The sequence below is a fragment of the Bacillus sp. 7884-1 genome (assembly GCF_002272245.1).
Taxonomy (GTDB): Bacteria; Bacillota; Bacilli; order Bacillales; family Cytobacillaceae; genus Neobacillus.
Window position 1 is genome coordinate 1 of the sequence record NZ_NPDD01000182.1, and the last position, 20,756, is coordinate 20,756.

The 20,756-nt window shown below is 38.4% G+C and carries 15 protein-coding genes and 4 pseudogenes; 6 read left to right on the plus strand and 13 right to left on the minus strand.

Translation table 11 applies throughout. The features are described from left to right. Nucleotides 1-541 precede the first annotated feature (541 nt). From CHI06_RS20355 to CHI06_RS20365, 3 pseudogenes are all read left to right on the plus strand, one after another. Nucleotides 542-870: pseudogene (locus tag CHI06_RS20355) on the plus strand (response regulator transcription factor); the annotation flags it as partial. Then, nucleotides 866-994, plus strand: a pseudogene (locus tag CHI06_RS20360) (ABC transporter ATP-binding protein); the annotation flags it as partial. The pseudogenes CHI06_RS20355 and CHI06_RS20360, both read left to right, overlap by 5 nt. Beyond that, nucleotides 991-3,567 (plus strand): annotated as a pseudogene (locus tag CHI06_RS20365) (FtsX-like permease family protein). The pseudogenes CHI06_RS20360 and CHI06_RS20365, both read left to right, overlap by 4 nt. A 225-nt stretch (nt 3,568-3,792) precedes the next feature. On the opposite strand, the gene CHI06_RS20370 reads toward CHI06_RS20365, so the two are convergent. After that, nucleotides 3,793-4,272: a hypothetical protein gene (locus tag CHI06_RS20370; RefSeq protein ID WP_095250429.1), complete on the minus strand. Its 480-nt coding sequence runs from the start codon at nt 4,270-4,272 to the stop codon at nt 3,793-3,795. Nucleotides 4,273-5,254: 982 nt separating this feature from the next. Here CHI06_RS20370 and CHI06_RS20375 point away from each other — a divergent pair. Continuing rightward, nucleotides 5,255-5,764: a GNAT family N-acetyltransferase gene (locus CHI06_RS20375; protein WP_095250430.1), complete on the plus strand. Its 510-nt coding sequence runs from the start codon at nt 5,255-5,257 to the stop codon at nt 5,762-5,764. 311 nt (nt 5,765-6,075) lie between these two features. On the opposite strand, the gene CHI06_RS20380 is transcribed toward CHI06_RS20375, so the two are convergent. Next, the gene (locus CHI06_RS20380; RefSeq protein WP_179292715.1) at nt 6,076-6,918 is read right to left on the minus strand and encodes a GNAT family N-acetyltransferase; all 843 of its coding nucleotides are present in this window, start codon (nt 6,916-6,918) and stop codon (nt 6,076-6,078) included. Nucleotides 6,919-6,990: 72 nt separating this feature from the next. Next, nucleotides 6,991-7,119, minus strand: coding sequence for a hypothetical protein (locus CHI06_RS30690; RefSeq protein ID WP_257009390.1), 129 nt, complete (start codon nt 7,117-7,119; stop codon nt 6,991-6,993). A 102-nt stretch (nt 7,120-7,221) separates the two neighbouring features. Between CHI06_RS30690 and CHI06_RS20385 the strand changes: the two genes are divergently transcribed. After that, nucleotides 7,222-7,839 (plus strand): NUDIX hydrolase, encoded by a 618-nt coding sequence (locus CHI06_RS20385; protein WP_095250432.1) that lies wholly within the window; start codon nt 7,222-7,224, stop codon nt 7,837-7,839. 204 nt (nt 7,840-8,043) lie between these two features. Here the strand turns inward: CHI06_RS20385 and CHI06_RS20390 are convergent, their stop codons facing one another. Next, nucleotides 8,044-8,517, minus strand: a complete 474-nt coding sequence (locus CHI06_RS20390; RefSeq protein WP_095250433.1) for a peptidoglycan recognition protein family protein — start codon at nt 8,515-8,517, stop codon at nt 8,044-8,046. Between the two features lie 16 nt (nt 8,518-8,533). Then, nucleotides 8,534-9,346, minus strand: coding sequence for a protein phosphatase 2C domain-containing protein (locus CHI06_RS20395; RefSeq protein ID WP_095250434.1), 813 nt, complete (start codon nt 9,344-9,346; stop codon nt 8,534-8,536). 356 nt (nt 9,347-9,702) lie between these two features. Between CHI06_RS20395 and CHI06_RS20400 the strand changes: the two are divergent. After that, nucleotides 9,703-10,205: pseudogene (locus tag CHI06_RS20400) on the plus strand (acyl-CoA thioesterase). 203 nt (nt 10,206-10,408) lie between these two features. Here CHI06_RS20400 and CHI06_RS20405 read toward each other — a convergent pair. The 8 genes from CHI06_RS20405 to CHI06_RS20445 all read right to left on the minus strand — a co-directional run bounded on the left by CHI06_RS20405 (nt 10,409) and on the right by CHI06_RS20445 (nt 20,641). Beyond that, nucleotides 10,409-10,588, minus strand: coding sequence for a hypothetical protein (locus CHI06_RS20405; RefSeq protein WP_095250435.1), 180 nt, complete (start codon nt 10,586-10,588; stop codon nt 10,409-10,411). 128 nt (nt 10,589-10,716) lie between these two features. Beyond that, the gene (locus tag CHI06_RS20410) at nt 10,717-11,094 is read right to left on the minus strand and encodes a hypothetical protein (RefSeq protein WP_095250436.1); all 378 of its coding nucleotides are present in this window, start codon (nt 11,092-11,094) and stop codon (nt 10,717-10,719) included. A gap of 164 nt (nt 11,095-11,258) precedes the next feature. Then, the gene (locus CHI06_RS20415; protein WP_257009391.1) at nt 11,259-11,498 is read right to left on the minus strand and encodes an SET domain-containing protein; all 240 of its coding nucleotides are present in this window, start codon (nt 11,496-11,498) and stop codon (nt 11,259-11,261) included. A 363-nt stretch (nt 11,499-11,861) separates the two neighbouring features. After that, nucleotides 11,862-12,281, minus strand: a complete 420-nt coding sequence (locus CHI06_RS20425; protein WP_095250438.1) for a hypothetical protein — start codon at nt 12,279-12,281, stop codon at nt 11,862-11,864. A gap of 255 nt (nt 12,282-12,536) precedes the next feature. Then, nucleotides 12,537-16,130 (minus strand): outer membrane protein assembly factor BamB family protein, encoded by a 3,594-nt coding sequence (locus tag CHI06_RS20430; protein ID WP_095250439.1) that lies wholly within the window; start codon nt 16,128-16,130, stop codon nt 12,537-12,539. A 98-nt stretch (nt 16,131-16,228) separates the two neighbouring features. Further along, nucleotides 16,229-17,314 carry a HupE/UreJ family protein gene (locus CHI06_RS20435; protein ID WP_095250440.1) on the minus strand — a complete coding sequence of 362 codons (1,086 nt, stop codon included), beginning with the start codon at nt 17,312-17,314 and terminating at the stop codon, nt 16,229-16,231. A gap of 525 nt (nt 17,315-17,839) precedes the next feature. After that, nucleotides 17,840-19,126 (minus strand): Glu/Leu/Phe/Val family dehydrogenase, encoded by a 1,287-nt coding sequence (locus CHI06_RS20440; RefSeq protein ID WP_095250441.1) that lies wholly within the window; start codon nt 19,124-19,126, stop codon nt 17,840-17,842. Between the two features lie 120 nt (nt 19,127-19,246). Beyond that, on the minus strand, nt 19,247-20,641 hold the full coding sequence (locus CHI06_RS20445) for an amino acid permease (protein ID WP_373558159.1): 1,395 nt from the start codon (nt 20,639-20,641) through the stop codon (nt 19,247-19,249). Nucleotides 20,642-20,756 lie beyond the last annotated feature (115 nt).

Below are 20,756 nucleotides of genomic sequence, written 5' to 3' on the forward strand. Positions count from 1 at the left end.
CCAGTCTTCTTCATCTAAGCAGCTTGCCCATTGTTGTAACAAAAGTGTCTTTACATCCATTTTCTATTCCCTCCAATTAAATCCCATTAGTAGATAATCCCTTTGGTCAAAATTCATTTACAAGCGTGTTGTAAATAGCTCACTAATTAAGGTGTCCTGCCAATTCCTTGTTCAATTATTGGTGTGTTAATCCTCTAAACGAGGCTTTTCCACTGCACACATATTTTTTAACCCTTATATACAAATGCTTTCAAGCACCTATTCTACAGATTTACTTCCTTTTAGATGATTTAAACAAAATGATAATAACAGCAATCAAAACGGCGAACCAGATATACCACTCCATACTTAAATCCTCCTCAACTGACTAATGTCAGATGCTTTACAGGTAATCCTATTCTTTCACATTCCCTTTCATGCATGCAATCAATTGAGCATACCCTCCCAATTCGCACAAAAAACGCCCCCACACCGATATTTTTTGCTGGTAGCGCACTGTTCCAATAAGATAAAAGAAAACGCTAAGTTAGTATGGACGCAAATGAAAATTTTAGTGGTGGAAGATGATCGAACGATTGCTTCGGGATTGGAGTATTCCTTGAAGCAAGAGGGCTATGAAATTGTGCTTTGTCATCAGGCAGCCACAGTATAGAAGTGCTGAATCATAGAATCGAAGAAATCGATTTATGCTTATTTGACTTGTCCTTACCGGATGGAAGCGGTTATGACTTGTGTAAGCATGTGAAACAACAACGCGATACCCCGGTCATTTTTTTAACCGCTTTTGACGATGAAGTGAATGTCGTTATGGGCCTTGATATGGGGGCTGATGATTATATTACAAAGCCATTTCGAATTCGTGAGTTGGTTTAACAAAACCTACAATCAGACACTGATTGTCATTACCCATGATGAGCGTATCGCCCTTCAAGCAGACCGCATTATTTCCATTGAAGATGGCAAGGTCGCCAAGGATGAGGTGCTTCGTCCATGAACATTATCCATAAAGGCACGATAAGGCATTTGAAAGAGAACAAACGCCAATCACTTGTAACGATAATTGGTGTCATTATTTCGGTGGCGATGATCACCGCGGTTACCACGCTTGGTTATTCCTTTTTAGACCTACTGATTCGCCAGAATATCGCCAAACATGGAGAATGGCATGTTCAGTATAAAGATGTCACCTTAGACCAAATCGAAGCCATTGAAAAGGACAGCGAAACGAAAACCATGGTCCTCTCGAGCGATGGCTATGCGTCTCTAGTAGAATCAGAAAATCAGAATAAACCTTATCTATTTTTTCAAAACTACAATGCAGTTGGTATGAAGCAATTTCCAATGGAAGTGATTGAGGGAAGACTTCCTCACAATGAAAATGAGATTGCAATTTCAGAAGCGGTTATCAAAAATGCAAAGGTCGATTACAAAATCGGGGACCAACTCACGGTAGATATCGGTGAGCGTTGGAACAAAGCAAACGGAAAGTTACTAACGTAGAATAACGCTCTCGAACGGGACGAAGACACGCTCATTGAAAAGCTGCGAACCAACGAAACCAAAACCCTAACCATTGTCGGGACGATTGAACGCCCTTCTTGGGAACCGACATGGTCACCTGGTTACACCGTGATTGGCTATATCGACGAAACATCCGTAAGCAAAATCGATACCGTCGATGCTTTTGTGGTGCTAACGGAAATAGACCGTTCCCTCTATACAAAAGCAAAAAGCTTGGCTGCTACATAGGGGATCGAGGCAGTAAATATTAATAGTGAATTGCTTCGTTACTATGGAGTAACGAATAATGCTCAATTACACAAGACCCTCTATTCCTTAGCTGCTATCATTATGAACGTCATCATCATTGGCTCCGTGGCTTTGATTTATAATGCCTTCTCGATTAGTGTATCCGAGCGGACAAGGCATTTAGGGATGCTTTCAAGCGTTGGCGCAACCAAAAAGCAAAAGCGAAATTCTGTCTTTTTTGAAGGATCCGTGATTGGAGCGATTAGTATTCCGATAGGGATTCTCGCCGGTCTAGCGGGGCTTGGAATCACCTTTGTTTTTATCAACCGAAATTTAGAAGTGGCAATTGGGGTTTCCGAGAAGCTTGCTTTAATATTCACACCTGCTTCGATTCTCATTGCCTGCGGGATTTCAATTTTGACGATATTTATCTCTACCTATATCCCTGCGCAAAGGGCTTCAAAGGTTTCAGCAATTGATGCGATCCGACAAACCCATGACATCAAGTTAACGGGGAAAACCATGAAAACTTCAAAGCTTGTCCGAAAAATCTTTGGGCTTGAAGCCGAAATTGGGTTGAAGAATGTCAAAAGGAATAAGAAGAAGTACTTGGCAACCGTGTTTTCTCTGGTGATTAGCATTGTCCTGTTCTTATCGGTCACCTATTTTACCGACAATTTGAAGAAATCTCTGACGATGTCGTAATCTGATTTGAAGAATGATATACAAATTTTCAGCACCCAAGTGGAGAAGGAAGACTTGACCGACTACACAAAGCTCGATCATGTCACTAAATCGATCGTCATCGAGGAAGCTAATTTAGAGGCAAAGCTCGAGCGGGAAGAAGTATCAGCTCAACAGAAAAATCAACTACAAACTGAAGATGGAAAGTTTCATAATTATGTGATGCTACATGGGTTGGATCAAAAAGGTTTTGAAGCCTATGCAAAAGAAGTCGGCGTCGATGTGGAAGGTTTTACGAAACAAGAAACACCAAAAGCCATTGTCATTGACCAAATTACCTATGAGGATGGCGGAACGGGAAAATTTATCGAAACAAAATCGATTGAGTCAGAGGTTGGGAAGAAAATCGATTTATTGACGATGCCTATAGGGGATATGGAAAATAAACAACCGGAACTAGAAGTAGTTGGCAGCGTGGAAATTGGCGCACTAACTTCCAAAGTGCCAATGGGCATTGAAACTGTTGCGGTCGGCGGTGTTAACCTTATCCTCCCACAAGCCACAATGGATTCCTTGTTATCGAAAACTGAAATAGAGGTGACTCCTTATGTGTACCTCAATAGTACAGACCCAATGGCCACCCAAACGGCAATTGAAGACCGAAAAGATTCGAACATACATGTATTCAATGTCTACCAGCAGCGACAACAAGATGAACAGTTGATTATGCTTATGTCGGTCTTTACCTATGGGTTCATCACGCTGATTTCCTTCATCTCGATCGCAAACATCTTTAATACCATCTCAACCAGCATTTCACTCAGAAAACGGGAATTTGCAATGCTGCGATCGGTGGGCATGACCCCAAAAGGATTTAACAAAATGGTCCAATATGAAAGTATATTTTATGGAGTGAATGCCCTACTCTACGGACTGCCCATCAGTGTCCTCGTTATGATTGGCATTCACCGCTCCGCTGGATTCACCTTTGAATACGGATTTCAGCTTCCCTGGATGAGCATTCTATTTGTTATAGTTGTAATTTTCCTGATTGTAGGTTCCGCCATGCTCTATTCGATTTCAAAAATAAAAAATGAAAACATCATTGAGAGCCTAAAGCAGGAAAATATATAAAGGAACACGCGGTTAGCTGAGGCTAATCGCGTTCATTTTTGTTGATATTCCCTCTGTTACTTGGACCTTCCTCTCAAATCAAAGGAAAAACTTCACTCCTAGACTATTTATTTATATTCCAATTAATTATTTACCAGTAATTTAGGGATATGAGCCACGGAGGGTTTCTCATGGTGGAATAAAAAAACCATCAGAACCGTCCCCACGGTCTCGGTCTACCACGGTCTACGATTCCTCAAGAAACCTTTCCCACTGTTCATACAAGGTATTAGCTGTCTCATAATCTTCGTAGTCCAATGACAGACCTTCCTGTAATTTCTCTTTTAAACGAGAGCACATTCCTTCCCATCCCTCTAAGCTTTCGTGATCGACAACGTTTGATAACCTCAGTTTCGTTCTCTTCCAATTTGAATAAAGGATATTACACCATTCCAATAAATCCAATCGGTATTGGTTAAGTTCCTCCGTATCGATATATTGGTCAGATTCAATCTTCATCTCGTCTTGAAAAGCATTTGTTTCCAAATATTCTTCCTCGATTTGGAATTGTTCTTCCATTTCGAAACGATTTACAGAATCGACTTCAATCTCTTCTTGATAAGCATTAGATTCTCTAGATAGCAGTTCCAATTGTTCACATAAACTTTTAGATGTTTCATGACACCATTCCAACAAATCTTCACGGTATTGCTTTTGTCCATTCATTTTGATCCATTCCCCCACCCAGGTTGTTTATTCTTATCATTCTTATTTACAATGAAATGGTTTTTTCTCTTATATAAATAACCACAATCTCATACTATGTTCCACGATTGTCCCAGGATTAGACTATTACCCATTGACAACACATGACACCACTCAAGATGATTTCCATACAAGTTGTTATACGAAAATGGAGTATAATCGACTATTCTTTTCCCGGAATTTTAATAAAAGATTTACAGAACCTTAACATCTACAAAGCAGCCTCTTAACAATGATTTATTATTCTATTATTAGTGGGGATAGCATGTGTGGCTATCATGGTATTTGGCGTAGGTGGAGCCGTTACTTGAAAATTAATCGTACATAGACAATAAAATTCATTAAAAGGAGTGTTCTACTTGAAAAAACAATTCGTTCAGTACAAGGGTAAGAAATATATTCTTCTTCACCGATACTCCTCAGATTTTTGTGAAATCCAAGATTCATATTCTCATTTCAATATTCTCCTAGTTCACTACTCCGAACTTTCTTTAATGAAAAATTATTAGCCACTGTTGATCATTTGAAGCGTCTTTGTAACGCTTCTTTTTCCATTATTCGGATATAATGCACTGGTTGGTCATCCATTTCAGGAGGCCCAAGGTATTGCCTGCCCTTCTTACACACGTAGCTTTTGTTTGTAGCATTCCGTAAGACTTAAGTCGTAGAAAAAATTCAGTCTCCTCAAAACAAAGGAAATATGGGATATTTAGGTAGAAAGTTCGAGGATATGAGCCACGGAGAGTTTCTCATGGTGTAATGAAAAAAGCCATCAGAACCGTCCCCAAGGTTTTCCAAAGGTTTTCTAATCATTTCTAGGTTTCATTTTTTTATTTACAAAATAAAAATTTTTCATTAATATAGGTAGAATTGAACATTACTTTTTATCTATCATGTTGGACAGATTTTAAAAGCAATATCTTAAGAGAGAGGTGTATGTTTATTGAAAGTACTTGAAACAGATCGATTAATTCTTCGTTGGTTAACAACAGATGATGCAGCTTTTATACTCGAACTTTTAAATGAACCCTCTTGGATACGTTATATCGGAGATAAAGGTGTACGAACGCTTGAAGATGCAAAGAACTATATTTTAACTGGCCCCTTAAATATGTATTCCCAACTGGGCTTTGGTCTTTATCTGGTAGAGCGAAAGCAAGGAAAAACCCCCATTGGAATTTGTGGTTTGTTAAAAAGAGACACTCTAGAAAATCCTGATATTGGCTTTGCTTTTCTATCAAGATATCAAACACAAGGTTATGGATTTGAGTCCGCCTCTGCGACGCTTAAATATGGACATGAACAACTGCATCTTAAGCGAATCTTAGCCATAACATCTATGGACAATCATGGTTCCTCCAAGCTGCTTGAAAAAATCATGATGAAATTTGAAGGAACCATTAGTTTTCCTAATGATCCGGAAGAGCTTAAATTGTTTGCATCAGAAATATAAAAACCTAAGGTTTTATCCATATTCCATTTCTTATAAGCCAATAATAACAGAATCAAAGGAAAGAAAGTTCTCGCCAAAACGATAGGGTCAAAACCAATTTTTTGTTAGTGATTAAAAAAGGAACGGTGCCAATCACACTCGCACCTTCACCATAAGAAACAGAACTGCATCAGCAACTCTAGAATCTTAAACTAACGTACTCATTACATTAAGTACAATTCTTCACAATCTGTTTAGTTAATCGAACTAGTAAAAAAGATGAGTTTTCAAGCTATATTGAAGTTGGACACAATTTCGATTTTTCAATATTTCTATTTAAAAAGGATATGGACTGAATCCATTATCGCTTCATATCCAATTTGAATATAAATTTTATTGGAAGTAGGATTACTAATATCAGTGTATAAACTTGTTGTTTTATAACCTCGATCTAACAATAATTGAGTGAAAGCTGAAACACAATCAGATGCATAGCCCTTTTTTCTTTCGTTAATCGGGGTGAATACATAGCTGATTGTAATATTATTTTTGGTTGGTCGTGTAGCATATGCCATGGAAACCAACTTACCATTCTTTTCCCATGCTACTAAATTTTCTTTATGAATCATTTCTTTTGTTTTTTTGATTGCTTCTTCTAAACTTATAGGTTGTTTAACCTCATTACAAAACTGATACACCCAATCTTTAATAGTGTTATGATCCTCTTCCTCCACTTTTCGTAGTTTTCCCTTTGATTTTGTGTTTTTCTTAACTTTTTCTAGCTTATAAATTTTTTGGTTCATTTGGACATGTGCATGAATCCCTTTTATATCCGCAATATAAAAAGCTAGTTCAGTAGTTAATTCTTTTTCCCCTACAAAGCCAGGTATTTCTTGAATTGTGTTAATCAGCTTTTCTCCTATAACTTGTATTTCGTGTGATGTAAAAGGAACAGAATTTGATAAGATAATTTGACTAGGATGTGTTTGAAGTATGGTTAATCCTAGATCATCATCTTTTATTACAGCAGCCATCAAAAAAGGACTTTCATCTTTTTCAGTTAAAGATTGCAAAACACCTAACGCTAAATTGTTTTCAGCTTCATCTTTTTCTAAGAAAGGGATCACATCTTTCTTAAATAATGTAAGATCATCATACTTCACTAGTTTTATCAAACAAACCATCCCCTTTTTTTTAGTTCTTGAATCATTAAAAGTATTTCTAAAAAATACTCCTGAAAAACTAAATTATGTATCCATTATGAAACTAAACTGACCAGTTAGAAAAATACCACAAACTGTTCCAGTGGCAATCGCAGCAATAAATGCAGTTCCAATTCTTTTACAGATTTCCTTGACTCCTCTATCTAAGTACATATGAAATCTCCAATTAGACCTTTTGAATTTTGTAGCAAATTTTTGCTTGATTAATATATATGGTAATAGTAAATATTATTAGACTAGCTGGAGGTGATGATTTTGGAACCTAAATGGCTGGATTGGGCGAAACAGCTTCAATCCATTGCGCAGGCGGGATTAACGTATTCAAAAGATGTTTATGACTTGGAAAGATTTGAATTAATTAGAAATATTAGCGTTGACATTTTAGCGCATTACACAGATATGGACAGGCCTGTAATCAAAGATTTATTTGCAGGTGAAACTGGTTATGCAACTCCTAAGGTTGATATTAGGGCAGTTGTCTTTAAGGATGATAAAATTCTGATGGTCCGTGAAAATACCGATGGGAATTGGGCATTGCCTGGCGGCTGGGCTGACATTGGACATACTCCAAGTGAAGTCGCTGTTAAGGAAGTAAAAGAAGAATCGGGATTTACTGTGAAACCAATCAGAGTATTAGCTGTGACCGATAAAAAGTGTCACCCACATCCTCCTTCTGCTTTTCATGTTTACAAAATATTTATTCAATGTGAAATAATTGGCGGGCAGCCAGCTAAAGGAATTGAAACAAGTGAAGTGCAGTTCTTTGCTGAAAACGAACTGCCTCCACTTTCAACAGCTCGGAATACAAAAACACAAATTGAGATGGCTTTTAAATACTTAAAAAATCCCGATGAAGCCGTTTATTTTGATTAAGTTTAATTTATAAAGGTACCTCCTTTTTTTAATCTCTAAATGTTTAAGACCAAGATATATTTGAAATCCCTCAAAATACATCTTGGTTTTGAATTTCTATTATCTTTAAAGCCTCGAATCTTCACACAAAAATTTTACTCATATTTTCCAAAAACCTTATAATCTGTCTTGTTTGAAACCTCACTCTTTACCTTTATATTTTGGTCATTGCATCTTAATAGAATCTCTGAATTGGCCCATATTAAAGTTTTTACCTGGACAACTTTTTGCGATACCTTTTAATTCACGATGTCCCAGAATGTGAGTAGTGGATAAATTATATTGATGTAATAGGAAAACGCATAGTTTACTTAATGATTTTAGCTGGACTATTGAAGGAGTATGAATATCAAAATTACCAGCTAAACAAATACCTATTGATTTTTCATTATATGAATATGCGTGTGCTCCAACATGGTATCCTCTTCCTTTCATAATTTCACCATTTTCCTCAATAAAAAAATTGTATCCTATTCCACTCCATCCACGATGATCCTGATGAAACCTATGGGTCTTAATAATATCCCAACCTATTTCTTCTGTATGGTGTACAATGATGTACTTGACATCTTTTAAAGCAATAAGCGGCTCTTTAAACCATAAATTAATATCTTTAATCAATCCCGGTTCTAATTTCATCTAGACTTTCTCCTCATCACACAAATTGAATCATGATCCCAGACTTATCATCTGAACGAAGTTTATTCCTTTTCTCATATTGTTCTAATGCCATAGAATATACTTGTAAACCGACTGTTTGTATCTTTTTAAATGTTTCTTCAATTGAATAGTTTGGATGAAAAAGGCCATCTGTTATCATTAATAATGTTTTGATTTCACTGATATTTACTTGACCATGCTGAATAAAATTTAAAACTTCTTTTTTACCATTAGCTACACTATAACCATATTCCTTATTAGCTAATGACCGATTAAAGATAAGCTGTTGAGTACGATCCTGATAATACTCCTCATCTGGAATTTTATCTCCTTGCTTTCTTTGTTCCTCACGCCATGCCTTCGCTCTATAACTTATATCTTTTACGGTATCCCTTGTTAAGGCTTTTATGGTTCCGTTTTGATACTCAGCAATGATCATACAATCACCAACCTGGGCATAAGAAATCTTTCCGTCTTTTTCAATTTTTATAATTGCAGCACATGTTGACCAAAGATTTTCATATTTTTCCTGATTCACCTTGTATTTTTCCATGTGTTCTCTCAACATTCTATTAGCAATCATGATTCCTTCAACTAATGAAAGGTTACTTCGGTAGAGTCCAAAGAAATAATCTTTAAATATATTCGATGCTAAATATGCACCGTTCATTCCGTTTTCATCTTTGAATGGCATTAATGGAGTTGCCCCATCAAAAACCCCAAAAACATTTATCTTTTCATTTAATACAATTGAATCTTCACTTACACGTTTATGTGGGGCGGCACTTAAAAAAGACTCAACTTTCATTGGTTGTCCACCTTCTTTTTTATCGAAATAATCAGAAAAACGATTAAATATATAAAGACATTATATGATTTAATGAGAAATATTATGGTTACTAATTTTCTCTAATGCTTTTTTTAGAGTTTATTACAATGGAATACCTTAAATTACTGTTGAATATTAATTACTGAACTAGAATTTGAATGCTTGGATCTAGCCCTGAGGCACAAGCAGCAGAGGCAGACGGAGAAAATTTATTCAAATTCTATTCACCCTTGTTGAATAATAAAATAGATGTAAACTACTATCCTTTGCGATAGGGTCCTTACTTTAATTTCTGGTATAATAGGGAAAAACACAATCAGTGAAAGTAGGAACGTATATCCATTAAAAAATCTTGCAGTGAATCAAGAACCATTCAAACCGACGGCGTCCTGCCAAATGACACAAACCCGCACCAGACTCTTTTCGGGGGTGCTCTGATGAGCCGGATTGACCGCGTTGCTGGCATTGCAGCGGTCAAACACTGCAGAAAACCTACAGTGACCGCAAGCACCGATTCAGTCGATTTTTTGCACCCAATCACCCTTCAGGATGCCGTCACATTAGAAGCGTTTGTCACTTGGACCGGGAACACATCGATGGAAGTGTTTGTAAAAGTGACAGCAGACAACTTATTTACAGGGGAAAGCCGAGTGGCGGCGACATCGTTTTAACCTTTGTCTCGTTAGATGAAGAAGGGCATCCGGCCCCAGTGCCATTTGTCTATCCCGAATCGGAAGAGGAGCTCTATTTATTTAATACTGGAGAAGAACGGTCCATTGCCCGAAAGCTCCGAAGAGAACAAAGCAAGCATCTCGCCCATACGTTTGGCCGGAAATAAAAATAGCAAATTACCTTAACGGGTTCGGTTTTGAAGTGAAAAATTGCCCTTATGAAACCAAATTGAATTAAAACTATTATTAACAAGCTAATAAGAACCATTTATAATATAGAAAAACGCTCAGGGCATATAAAGCTCTGAGCAATTGATAATTCTGCTTATGCAACATACACCCTGTAATTCAACCTAAAAATATTAAGTAATCATTTATAAATGACTAAGTAACAATCTCTAATTACAATCTCATCAATAATAACCATAGATCTAAATTTTATATCCAGTTCCTTCGCAGCCTTATTCTCTTTTAACCAATGATTTAATTCTTCTGAATCCTCAAATACTTTCAATTGAATTGATGAAGCATTTGCATTACATATATTCATCAAAATCCTCCAAAAAGTTACTTAAAAAAAGTTAGCTAAAAAAACCCCTGATGAAATAATTTCATCTTGGGGTGTGAGTCAGCGATTCATGTGCGTTTTTTATTAAAAGAATAAATGACAATACTTTATTATCTATTTGTACTAACGAGTACGTTTGCGCTTTCTTCAAGTGTATTTACTAGCTTTTTATGATTGTTTTTTGCTAGCTTCACATATTCATTGGTAACTTTTTGCATGCCTCTACGACCTTCGCGTGAGTAGTTAATATAGGCTTCACAACCTTCTTCGACATTCTTTTCTAAACGTTCGATTAGGTCAACAGTTAATTTGATCGGCGTTACAGCCAATTTCTCTAAACGTTCAGAAACTTCTTCTATTGGCTTTGAAAGCTGATTCAATACGTCATTTTTTGCAAAATTGCTGGATACACCTTTAACGATTTCCCTATTAATCTTTCTAGGTACTGAATATAAATTAGCGATTGATTTTCTATATTCAAAGAACACAAATGAATGCCGAAGTTCAAGAAGAAGTAGTTTTAAATAGTAGTGAAGAAGCTTATCTTAAGACTGTAAAAGATGTCATTAAGTTCAATAAATGTTTAGTGTAAATTTTCAGAATGAGGGTGCAACCCTATAAAGCGAAGTGTTACTAACCAAATAATGGAGAGTTATTCGCTCTGTCCTAGATCCCAACAAAGTATATATTTTCCTTCCTGATTACGATAGGAGTATTTCTTTACTATCTTGCTTCTGTATTCGTCTAGACTATTAAGAATTGCCGGGTCCAGTACTTGATCTAGCTCATCCAATGCCCACGTTATTGTCCCCTTCGGAATGAATTTAGTTGCAAAAACTCCAAAACCTATTTGATCATTTATATAACGCAGCGCCGTATGCGGATAAATCATGTTGAGTTTTCCCCTTTAAATAGTTTATTCATAATCTATGCATTAGGAAAAAGTTTATTGAAGTATAATGATTAATTTTTACTTTCATTACCTTAATATATAAAACTTCATCCAAACTGAAAGAAAAAGAAGTATATAACCTTCCTGTTCTGATCAAGCTTTGTATTCTTCAATTTTATATTAAATAATAAATCCCCTAACCATAACGGCCGGGGGAACATAGAAGTCCATTTAATAAACTTTAGGTTTTGTTTGCCTACCGCTGTTTCTTCATAAGGACTTATATTTTCTTGCTTAGTTGCCCTTTGGACAGTTTGGCAATTGTTCGAGTCCTTGTTCCGGGGCATTCGTGTTATGCGCCTTTTATGTATTGCCCCTTTTGTCCTGGACAATAATCTCCGCGAATGCAGGCTTTTCACCACAATAGACGCTGTGGGTCCATACGTCGTCTTTCATTTTATCTGCTTTTACATAAAACTGTGTGCTGTACTGCTGACCGTCATAGGCGATAAGATTCTGCAAGCCTTTCCCTTGCGCCTCGTTTTCGGCCACCACTTTGCCATCATTGCCAACCAGCTGCACGGTTATGCTTTTGATATTCTGCTCACTAAATTCCTTCGGATTGACGGAGAACCCTACGTTGTATCCTGGCACTTGTTCCGCCCCTAACTGATCTCCATAAGTAAAATCCTCCGGCAGAATTACTTTGGTTCGTGCGGAAACAGGTAAGCTAAACATTAGTGCTACCCCGATCCCAAGTCCTACTAGTAGTGGTCGTTTCATATGTGTTTATTACCTCCTTTAGTATATTCCTTCTTATTATGGAAAGAAATCGAAAGTCTGTACAAAAAACCGCTGGGCACTTAATAACTTCTAGCCAAATTGGATGTGACCAAACTTGATTTTGTGCCTGTTAGAAAAACAAAAAGGACTAAATCCTGTAAAATACAGGTTCCAGTCCTTATTAGTTTTCATCGGAACATTAGTTTGTAAAATTCTACATACTTCGAGGGCGTACCAGGCACCTAATTTTACTTTTTACTGATTGTATATCGTGCTTAAAATTGAGAATGGGTTTTCTGGGTGAATAGCCTTTATTGCAGTAACTTTTCTATTTATTGTATAGCTTTCACCTGCTGAAAGTTCAATCTTTTTCTGGCTCATGATCCAATTGCCATTGCCATAACCCGTAAGACCACTAGTTTCCTCAGGGTATATGATTCCATATACTTGTTTGTCGTTTCCTGTCATGCCAATCCATGGTTCAATTAAATTGAATTCTTGTGGATTTGAATACGGAAGCGTAATGGAATTATGCCCTCCTGCCCCACTTTTTTGTCCTGAACCATCATAATCAATGGCATCTCCAATCCATAAAGTTTGTGTATCAGAACCGGTATTTTTGAAAACGGTTTTAGCTGAAATCCAATCTTGATTTGCTTCAATGGTAAATGTAGTAGCCACATCAATACTTGGCAGAGCAAGTGATTTACCAATAGCTTTTACAACTGCACGATCTTGAGATACTTCGATCACTTCTACTTTTTCACTTTCTACTGTAAGCTGTTGCCAAGCATCTGGTCCTACAGGCTTCTCCTTCGATGCATAAGGCAGATTAAACCAATCCATTTGATCTTCCAACCCTTTTGCTGCGAAGTCAATGACCTTTCCTCTAGTAACTCCTGGAAGCTGGGAATCCACACTTTTCTCGGCAATGAGCATGGCCATTTTATTGTTTTCCATCACAATATCTTCCATTTTACCTTCTGATATCGGACCTGGAATTGTTTTTCCGAAGCCTGCATCAACCGAGACAGGAGCTAATTTGATTTCCATACTTTCCGCACCACCATTAGCCAATTCGATATCGATTCGGTTCGTCTGGTAAGATAAACGAGATGCAACCAATTGATATTTACCAGGCTCAACCGCTAGTAAGAAGTTTCCATTCTGGTCTGTCATACCTGACCGCACCTTATCGCCTTTTTCATTTGTAATTGTTATGCTTGTACCTTTAACAGCTTCTCCTGTAACAGTATCCATCACCTTTCCGGTCACTCGCGGCCAACGCTGTACTGCTTTTCCGCCAGGAGTAAAGGCATATAAATTTCCATCAAGCGCTCCAACCACCAATGTATTTCCAGAAATTGCAGGCGAAGATGCTACCCAAGCTCCGATTTCATGCTTCCAGAGAGGTTGTCCTGTTAAGCGATCAAATGCATACAAATTCCCGTCGTTCGAGCCAATAAAGACGGTTTCTCCACTAATGGCGGCAGAGGAAATGATCCCACCGTTCGTACGATGTTTCCATTTTAATGAGCCGTTTATTGCATCTAAGGCTGCAACATTACCATCTGGGAATCCCATATAGACGATTCCATCGGCTGCCGCAGGGGATGATCCTGTTGCATTCCCGTGAATGTAAGACGAATCTGTACTCTTGAAACGCCATAGCTCTTTACCTGTGGATGCTTCAAGGGCCACTAATAATCCACCCTGATATCCCATGTACAGCTTTCCTTCGTAGATCGCTGGCATCGAGTGCATCCATCCCCCAGCAGGCTTTTTCCTCCACAATTCTTTTCCGGTAGAGGCTTCAAGAGAGATGATCCAACCTCCGTCTGCACCAACATAAACCTTACCATCCGCTACCACAGGAGTGGATTCAACAATCCAGTTCCCCGCTAAAGCAGCATTCCATAATTCTTCACCGGTTTTAGCATCCATCGCCATGATTTTTCCGCCGCTTCCATTACTGTATGCTTGGTAGACGACTCCATCAGCTACGGTTGGTGAATAGTACATCCAAGCTCTTTGGACTTCGTCTTTTCCAACGGTTTTCTGCCATATAATTTCACCATTGTCTGCATTCATGGCATACATCGTACCGCGAATAGAGGAAGCGTACACGATCCCGTCTACTACAGCAGGTGACGCTTGTACTTGTGCATCTGCTTGAACCTGCCATACCAATTTGCCAGTTTTTTGATCAACGGCGTGGATAGCATGATTATGATTGCCATCTTCATCACGTGTACCAATATAGACAATTCCGTTTGCAATCGCAGGGGAAGAGGTAAGAATCGTTCCCGGTGTCCGATACGTCCAATTCAGGCTAAGACCTGCATCAAGTGTATCTTTTGCTGCTCCTGTATGCTGTGCATTTCCATGGAACATACTCCAGTCTGCACCACTCATTGGTATAACGCGTTCTTTGCTGTCCACTATTGTGAATGTGTGATTTTTAGACCAAACCTTTCCAGCATCATCAGTCACTCTCACTTCGATGGCATGTTGGCCTTTTTCAGCATTTTTCCCATCCCATTGGTCAAACCATGCCATTCCACTGCTTTGTTTTAATTTTTTCCATGGACCAGCATCGACTCGATATTCTACACTTGTTATCGTACTTGTCGTATTGTATGCATTTACCAACACATCCATTTTACCTTGTGACACTTCACTTCCTGCAGATGGGTGGACAATAGACGCACTTTGTTTCACGTCATACATTTTAAACTTATGGTCCTGATTCCCGCCTTGGAAATTAACGATCCGGAATCCGTTTGGCATCTGATCAATTGTGTAAGAACTAGACACAGTTGTTACATGATTAGCTCCCGGAATCGTGTCCTGGGCAACGTCGTTTACATGTGTATGTCCTACCATGACTAGTCGTGTCTGATATTGACTGAGAACATCAATAAATTCTTTCGTCTTATCAGGTGAAGGAGTTTGCGGTGTATTCAACGGTTTATGCACAAATATAACCACTTCCTTATTTTTGGCATTTTGAGCAAGATCCTGCTTTAACCATTCCAATTGGTCTGTTTCAATGAAACCCAGATTATTTTCCAATGTGATAAAGTGCCGATTGCCGTAATCGAAGGAATACCATTCAGGCCCTAGATATTCTCGATAACGATCAATTCTTGTTTTATAGTCCGATCCAGGAGCAAAGTCATGGTTTCCTACCGCAGGGTATACAGGCAATTTGGAAGTAGCGGTGCTTGCTGTATAATCCTCAAATTCTGCATCTGTTGCACGATTTGTTAAATCGCCGCTAACCGCTATAAAAGCAGGATTTCCTGTCGATTCATTGATTTGTTTTAGCTGTTCTGTGAATCGTTCTTGGTTATTGGTTGTACCAGCTTCCACGTGAACGTCTGCAACATTGGCAAAAGTAAAATTTGGATTACTTGTTTCAGGTGTATGTAGCAGTCCGAAATGTTGCTCCCGTGTTTCATCTGCCTGAAGGTTCCCTAACTGTGCATAAAACTGCGGTGTTTTGTTTTTATCTGCAGGTACACTATATCCGCTTGGTACAGTCACAAATACGATATCCTTAACACGTCTTTCCGTATCAATGATTAGTTGATAGTTTCCGTGTTCATCCGTTACGGACAGAGTTTTCCCATCAGAGACGGTGACATTCGGTATCCCTGGTTCGTTCCCATCCTGCACTCCATTTTCATTTTTGTCCTGGTAGACGGTTCCTTTAACGGTCGCATTCTGATTATCGGCAGTTACTGGTTTGAGCACGGTCGCTAACGAAAGACCCGTCATTAGCACAATTACACTTGGTTTTAACACCTTTTTGATTTTTTTCATTTTATCTGGTTCAAGTATCATTCTTTCTCCTCCTCCTTATTCTTTTTCCGGTTATGACGAAATCGCATCGGTCATTTTATAGGCATCACCTCCTTTTGGAATGGCTGACATGGTAACCATTAAGCCAAAAAGCGTTGAAAATACCATGTTAATCCGATAAAGAAGATGGCTAGGTTCGTCGCCAGGTGTACGGAATATGACCATTTATATTTTCGAATCAAGATAAGGATTGGGAAAAGAAGTGCAATGATGAGAGCTTGTCCCATTTCTACACCCACATTAAAAGTGAAAATGGGCCAAATCGCAGTCCAATCGGTTGTATTTAATTCCAGTGCCCCGGCAAAGCCAATTCCATGAATTAAACCAAAAATAAATACAACTCCATTTCGATATTTTTCTGAAAGTCCTATGTATTTTTCTATTGCTACAAACGCCACACTTAATGCGATTAACGGTTCCACTATTTCAGCAGGAATAGATAGTAGATTAAGAGCAGTAAGTCCGATTGTGACACTATGGGCTAATGTAAACAATGTCATGATTTTTAGGACATCAATGAATCTTTTTGAGGTAACAACAAGAGCAATGATGAAAAGAATATGATCTAGACCGATCAGAATGTGATGAAAGCCCAGTTTAATAAAAGGGATACTTTGACCGATGATAGTTTGTTCACCTACGTGAAGTTCCCTCTTCTCTGATGTAAAGACAAATTGGCCTTTACTAACACCGATTTCATAGGAGGCAATATTCCTGTGAGCAGAGTCATTATCTTCAAAGAAAATATCATATATAATTTGTAAAGCGGCAGAATCCTTGTTTTTAATCGGATAATGGAAAGTAAGATTGGCATAATCTCGATTCAATTTTCTTTCCACTCCCGTTTCGCCCAAGCTGCCTTCCACTTTTGCCCCCTGATTAAACACGGCTAGTTTTGAGTGAAAATATTCTTCTAGCTTATTTTCATTTTTGGTTAATGCATACACTAAATCAGAAGCTGTCGTGTTGGTTGTTACTCCAAGATCAACAATTCGTGCCAATTCAAGATAATCCAGTTGTATTTCATATACCAATCCGCTGTCACCCATCGATAGTTTGGAATATCCTTCACTGTTGTCCGTATGGGCAGAAGCTCGAAACGGAAAAATCATCATACATATACATAACATTGAAAAACCTAAATATTTTTTTACTTGCCCAGCCATTAGCCACACACCTTTTTTATATTTTTGAAAAATTCACTCCTCGCTTATAGTAGTTAAGTAGTTTTAATTCAGGATTAATTATTTGTAAAGATGATATGAAGAATTATGTAGAAATGGTAAAGAAAAACAGTGAAATAGTTGCAGGTAATAAGTGTTAATCTATGAATTAGAATTATTAACACTAGTGACAAAATACTAGACGATGAATGAAAAAATAACCCCAAGAAACTCAAACAGCCGAATATTGTGTCACGATTGCTACGTATCTATAAAAACGAGCTTATTTGCTTTTATTGTAAATGTGTCAAAAAAAGACGGTGCCAATTAGACTGGCACCGTCATCATAAGAAAAAGAACTGCTGGAGCAATCCTTAATCCCTTAATTATAAAAAAAAGGATGCTACCGAAGCTCAAAAATGAACTTTTAGAACCCCTTGTCTCTTAGAAAAATTACAAAAAACCTTGCATTATACCTGCAAGGTTTTTTTGCATCTGATGTAAAATCTAGCTTTCACCTTATAGAATTTATACCCAGCCTCTAAACCTTGATGCTTCAGACATTTTACGAACACCTACCATATATGCGGCTAAACGCATATTTATATTCCGTCGCTCGGATGTTTCATAAACATTAATAAACGATTGGACGATCACCTTACGAAGCTTTTCATTAACTTCTTCTTCACTCCAATAGTAGCCTTGGTTGTTTTGAACCCATTCAAAATAGGAAACAGTTACTCCTCCTGAACTCGCTAAAACATCCGGCACTAACAGAATTCCTCTATCAGAAAGTATTTTAGTCCCTTCTAGGGTTGTTGGGCCGTTAGCTGCCTCGACAACAATCGAAGCTTTGATATTATGTGCATTAGCTGTGGTAATCTGGTTGGAAATTGCAGCTGGAACTAGAATATCACAGTCAAGCTCGAGTAACTCTTCATTTGTAATCGTGTTATCAAACAATGTTGTTACCGTTCCAAAGCTATCTCTACGATCTAATAAGTAATCAATATCCAAACCATCTGGATCATAAAGCGCACCATAAGCATCAGATATCCCAATGACCTTTGCACCTGCATCATGCATAAATTTTGCTAAAAAGCTACCTGCATTACCAAACCCTTGAACGACCACCCGAGCTCCTTTGATCGTAATTCTACGTTTTTTTGCAGCTTCCTCAATGCATATGACAACTCCTTGTGCGGTAGCCTTTTCACGGCCATGCGAGCCGCCAAGTACAAGTGGTTTCCCTGTAATAAATCCAGGCGAATCGTATTCACGAAGCCTGCTGTATTCATCCATCATCCACGCCATAATTTGTGAGTTTGTATAAACATCTGGAGCAGGTATGTCCTTTGTAGGTCCTACAATTTGGCTGATTGCCCGAACATAAGCCCTGCTAAGCCGCTCTAGTTCTCCCATTGACATCGTTCTTGGGTCGCAAATAATACCGCCTTTTCCGCCTCCATATGGTAGGTCGACGATGCCGCATTTTAAACTCATCCACATCGACAATGCCTTAACTTCGTCCTCGTCCACTTCTGGATGAAAACGAACTCCGCCTTTTGTCGGTCCAACAGCATCATTATGCTGCGCGCGATATCCAGTGAATATTTTAGTCGACCCGTCATCCATTCTAACAGGCATACGAACAGTGAGCATTCTCAATGGTTCTTTTAATAGTTGGTACATATCATCTGTATAACCTAATTTATCTAAGGCTTCTTTTATCACAATCTGTGTTGATGTTAAAAGGTTCAAAGACTCATCTGACTTTTGTTCTATATTGCGCTCTGTTACTCCTACTTCTCCCATATGGCACCCCTACTGTGTTAGTTGGAAATCTAAAACAACACTTTTTGAATTCGTTCAATCGGCCAAATTAATTCCACTTGGCTAATCATGAGTGGCGGAGCAAAACGAATCACGGTTTCTCTATTTAAATGACATCTCATCAAAAGAACATTCCTTTAGTGGAACGACCTTCGTTTTATGAACGAGTTTATACCCGAGCCATAATGCCAAAAAGATTGGTAAACCAATATAGGACACGGCTACTCCATACCAATCAATCTCACTAGTTAAAAAAGCTTGATAATTTTGACCAATAATGACAATGACACACATCACAAAAGCGAGAATCGGACCAAGCGGGAACCATTTCGCTTTAAATTTCAAATCATTTATGTCCCTGCCCTGGGCCAAATATGCTTTTCTAAAACGATAGTGGCTGACTGCAATTCCAAGCCATGCAATAAATCCAGTTAAGCCTGACGCATTTAATAACCATGTATACACTTGATCTCCAAAAATGGACGTTAAAAAGGCCAAGCCTCCGATAATCGTCGTCATGACAAGGGCATTCATCGGAATCCCTCGATCATTTACATTTTGTAAAAATTTAGGTGCATTTCCGTCCTTTGCCATGGACCAAAGCATGCGTGTCGATGCATATAAACCAGAAGTACCTGCCGATAAGACCGATGTCAAAATGACAGCATTCATCACAGATGCCGCAAATGCAATGCCCACTTTCTCAAATACAAGGGTAAAAGGGCTGACAGCGATGTTGTCGACATCCCTACCCAACAGGTCAGGACTTGTATAAGGAATAATTAGGCCAATGACAGCAATAGCAACGATATAAAATAGTAGAATCCGCCAAAATACTTGTCGAATCGCCTTTGGTACGTTTTTCTCTGGCGCTTCACTTTCTCCTGCAGCAATCCCCACGAGCTCCGTTCCTTGAAATGAAAAACCTGCGATTAAAAAAATACTTAAAACGGACAAAAGGCCGCCATTAACAGGAGCATGTCCTACTGTAAAGTTTTTAAACCCGATAAACTGTCCGCCCAGAATGCCGAAAATGGTGAGCAAACCGACTCCAATGAAAACGATGATTGTCACTACTTTTATTAAGGAGAACCAATACTCGGATTCTCCGTAACTTTTAACCGACAGTGCATTCAATAAAAAGATTAGACCTAAAAACAGTGTACTCCACACGATGCTCGGTACATCCGGAAACCAGAACTTCATAATAATAGCTGATGCAACGATTTCAACCGCAAGTGTAACAGCCCAGTTGAACCAATAGTTCCAACCGAGCGCAAAACCAAATGCCGGATCAACAAAACGGCTGCCATATGTTGAAAAGGATCCCGAAACCGGCATTAAGGTAGCCATTTCTCCGAGACTTGTCATCAAAAAGTAGACCATGATGCCGATAACTCCATAAGCTATTAGCGCTCCACCAGGTCCAGCTGTTTGAATGGATGACCCTGTTGTTAAAAATAACCCTGTTCCGATTGACCCTCCAATAGCAATCATTGTCATGTGACGTGCCTTTAGATTGCGTTTAATATGCCCTTTACTTTCTTCACTATTCTGAACCTTCTGATTACTTTGGTCGGTTTTATAGCTTTTGTGTGCTTCCATTCTTGTC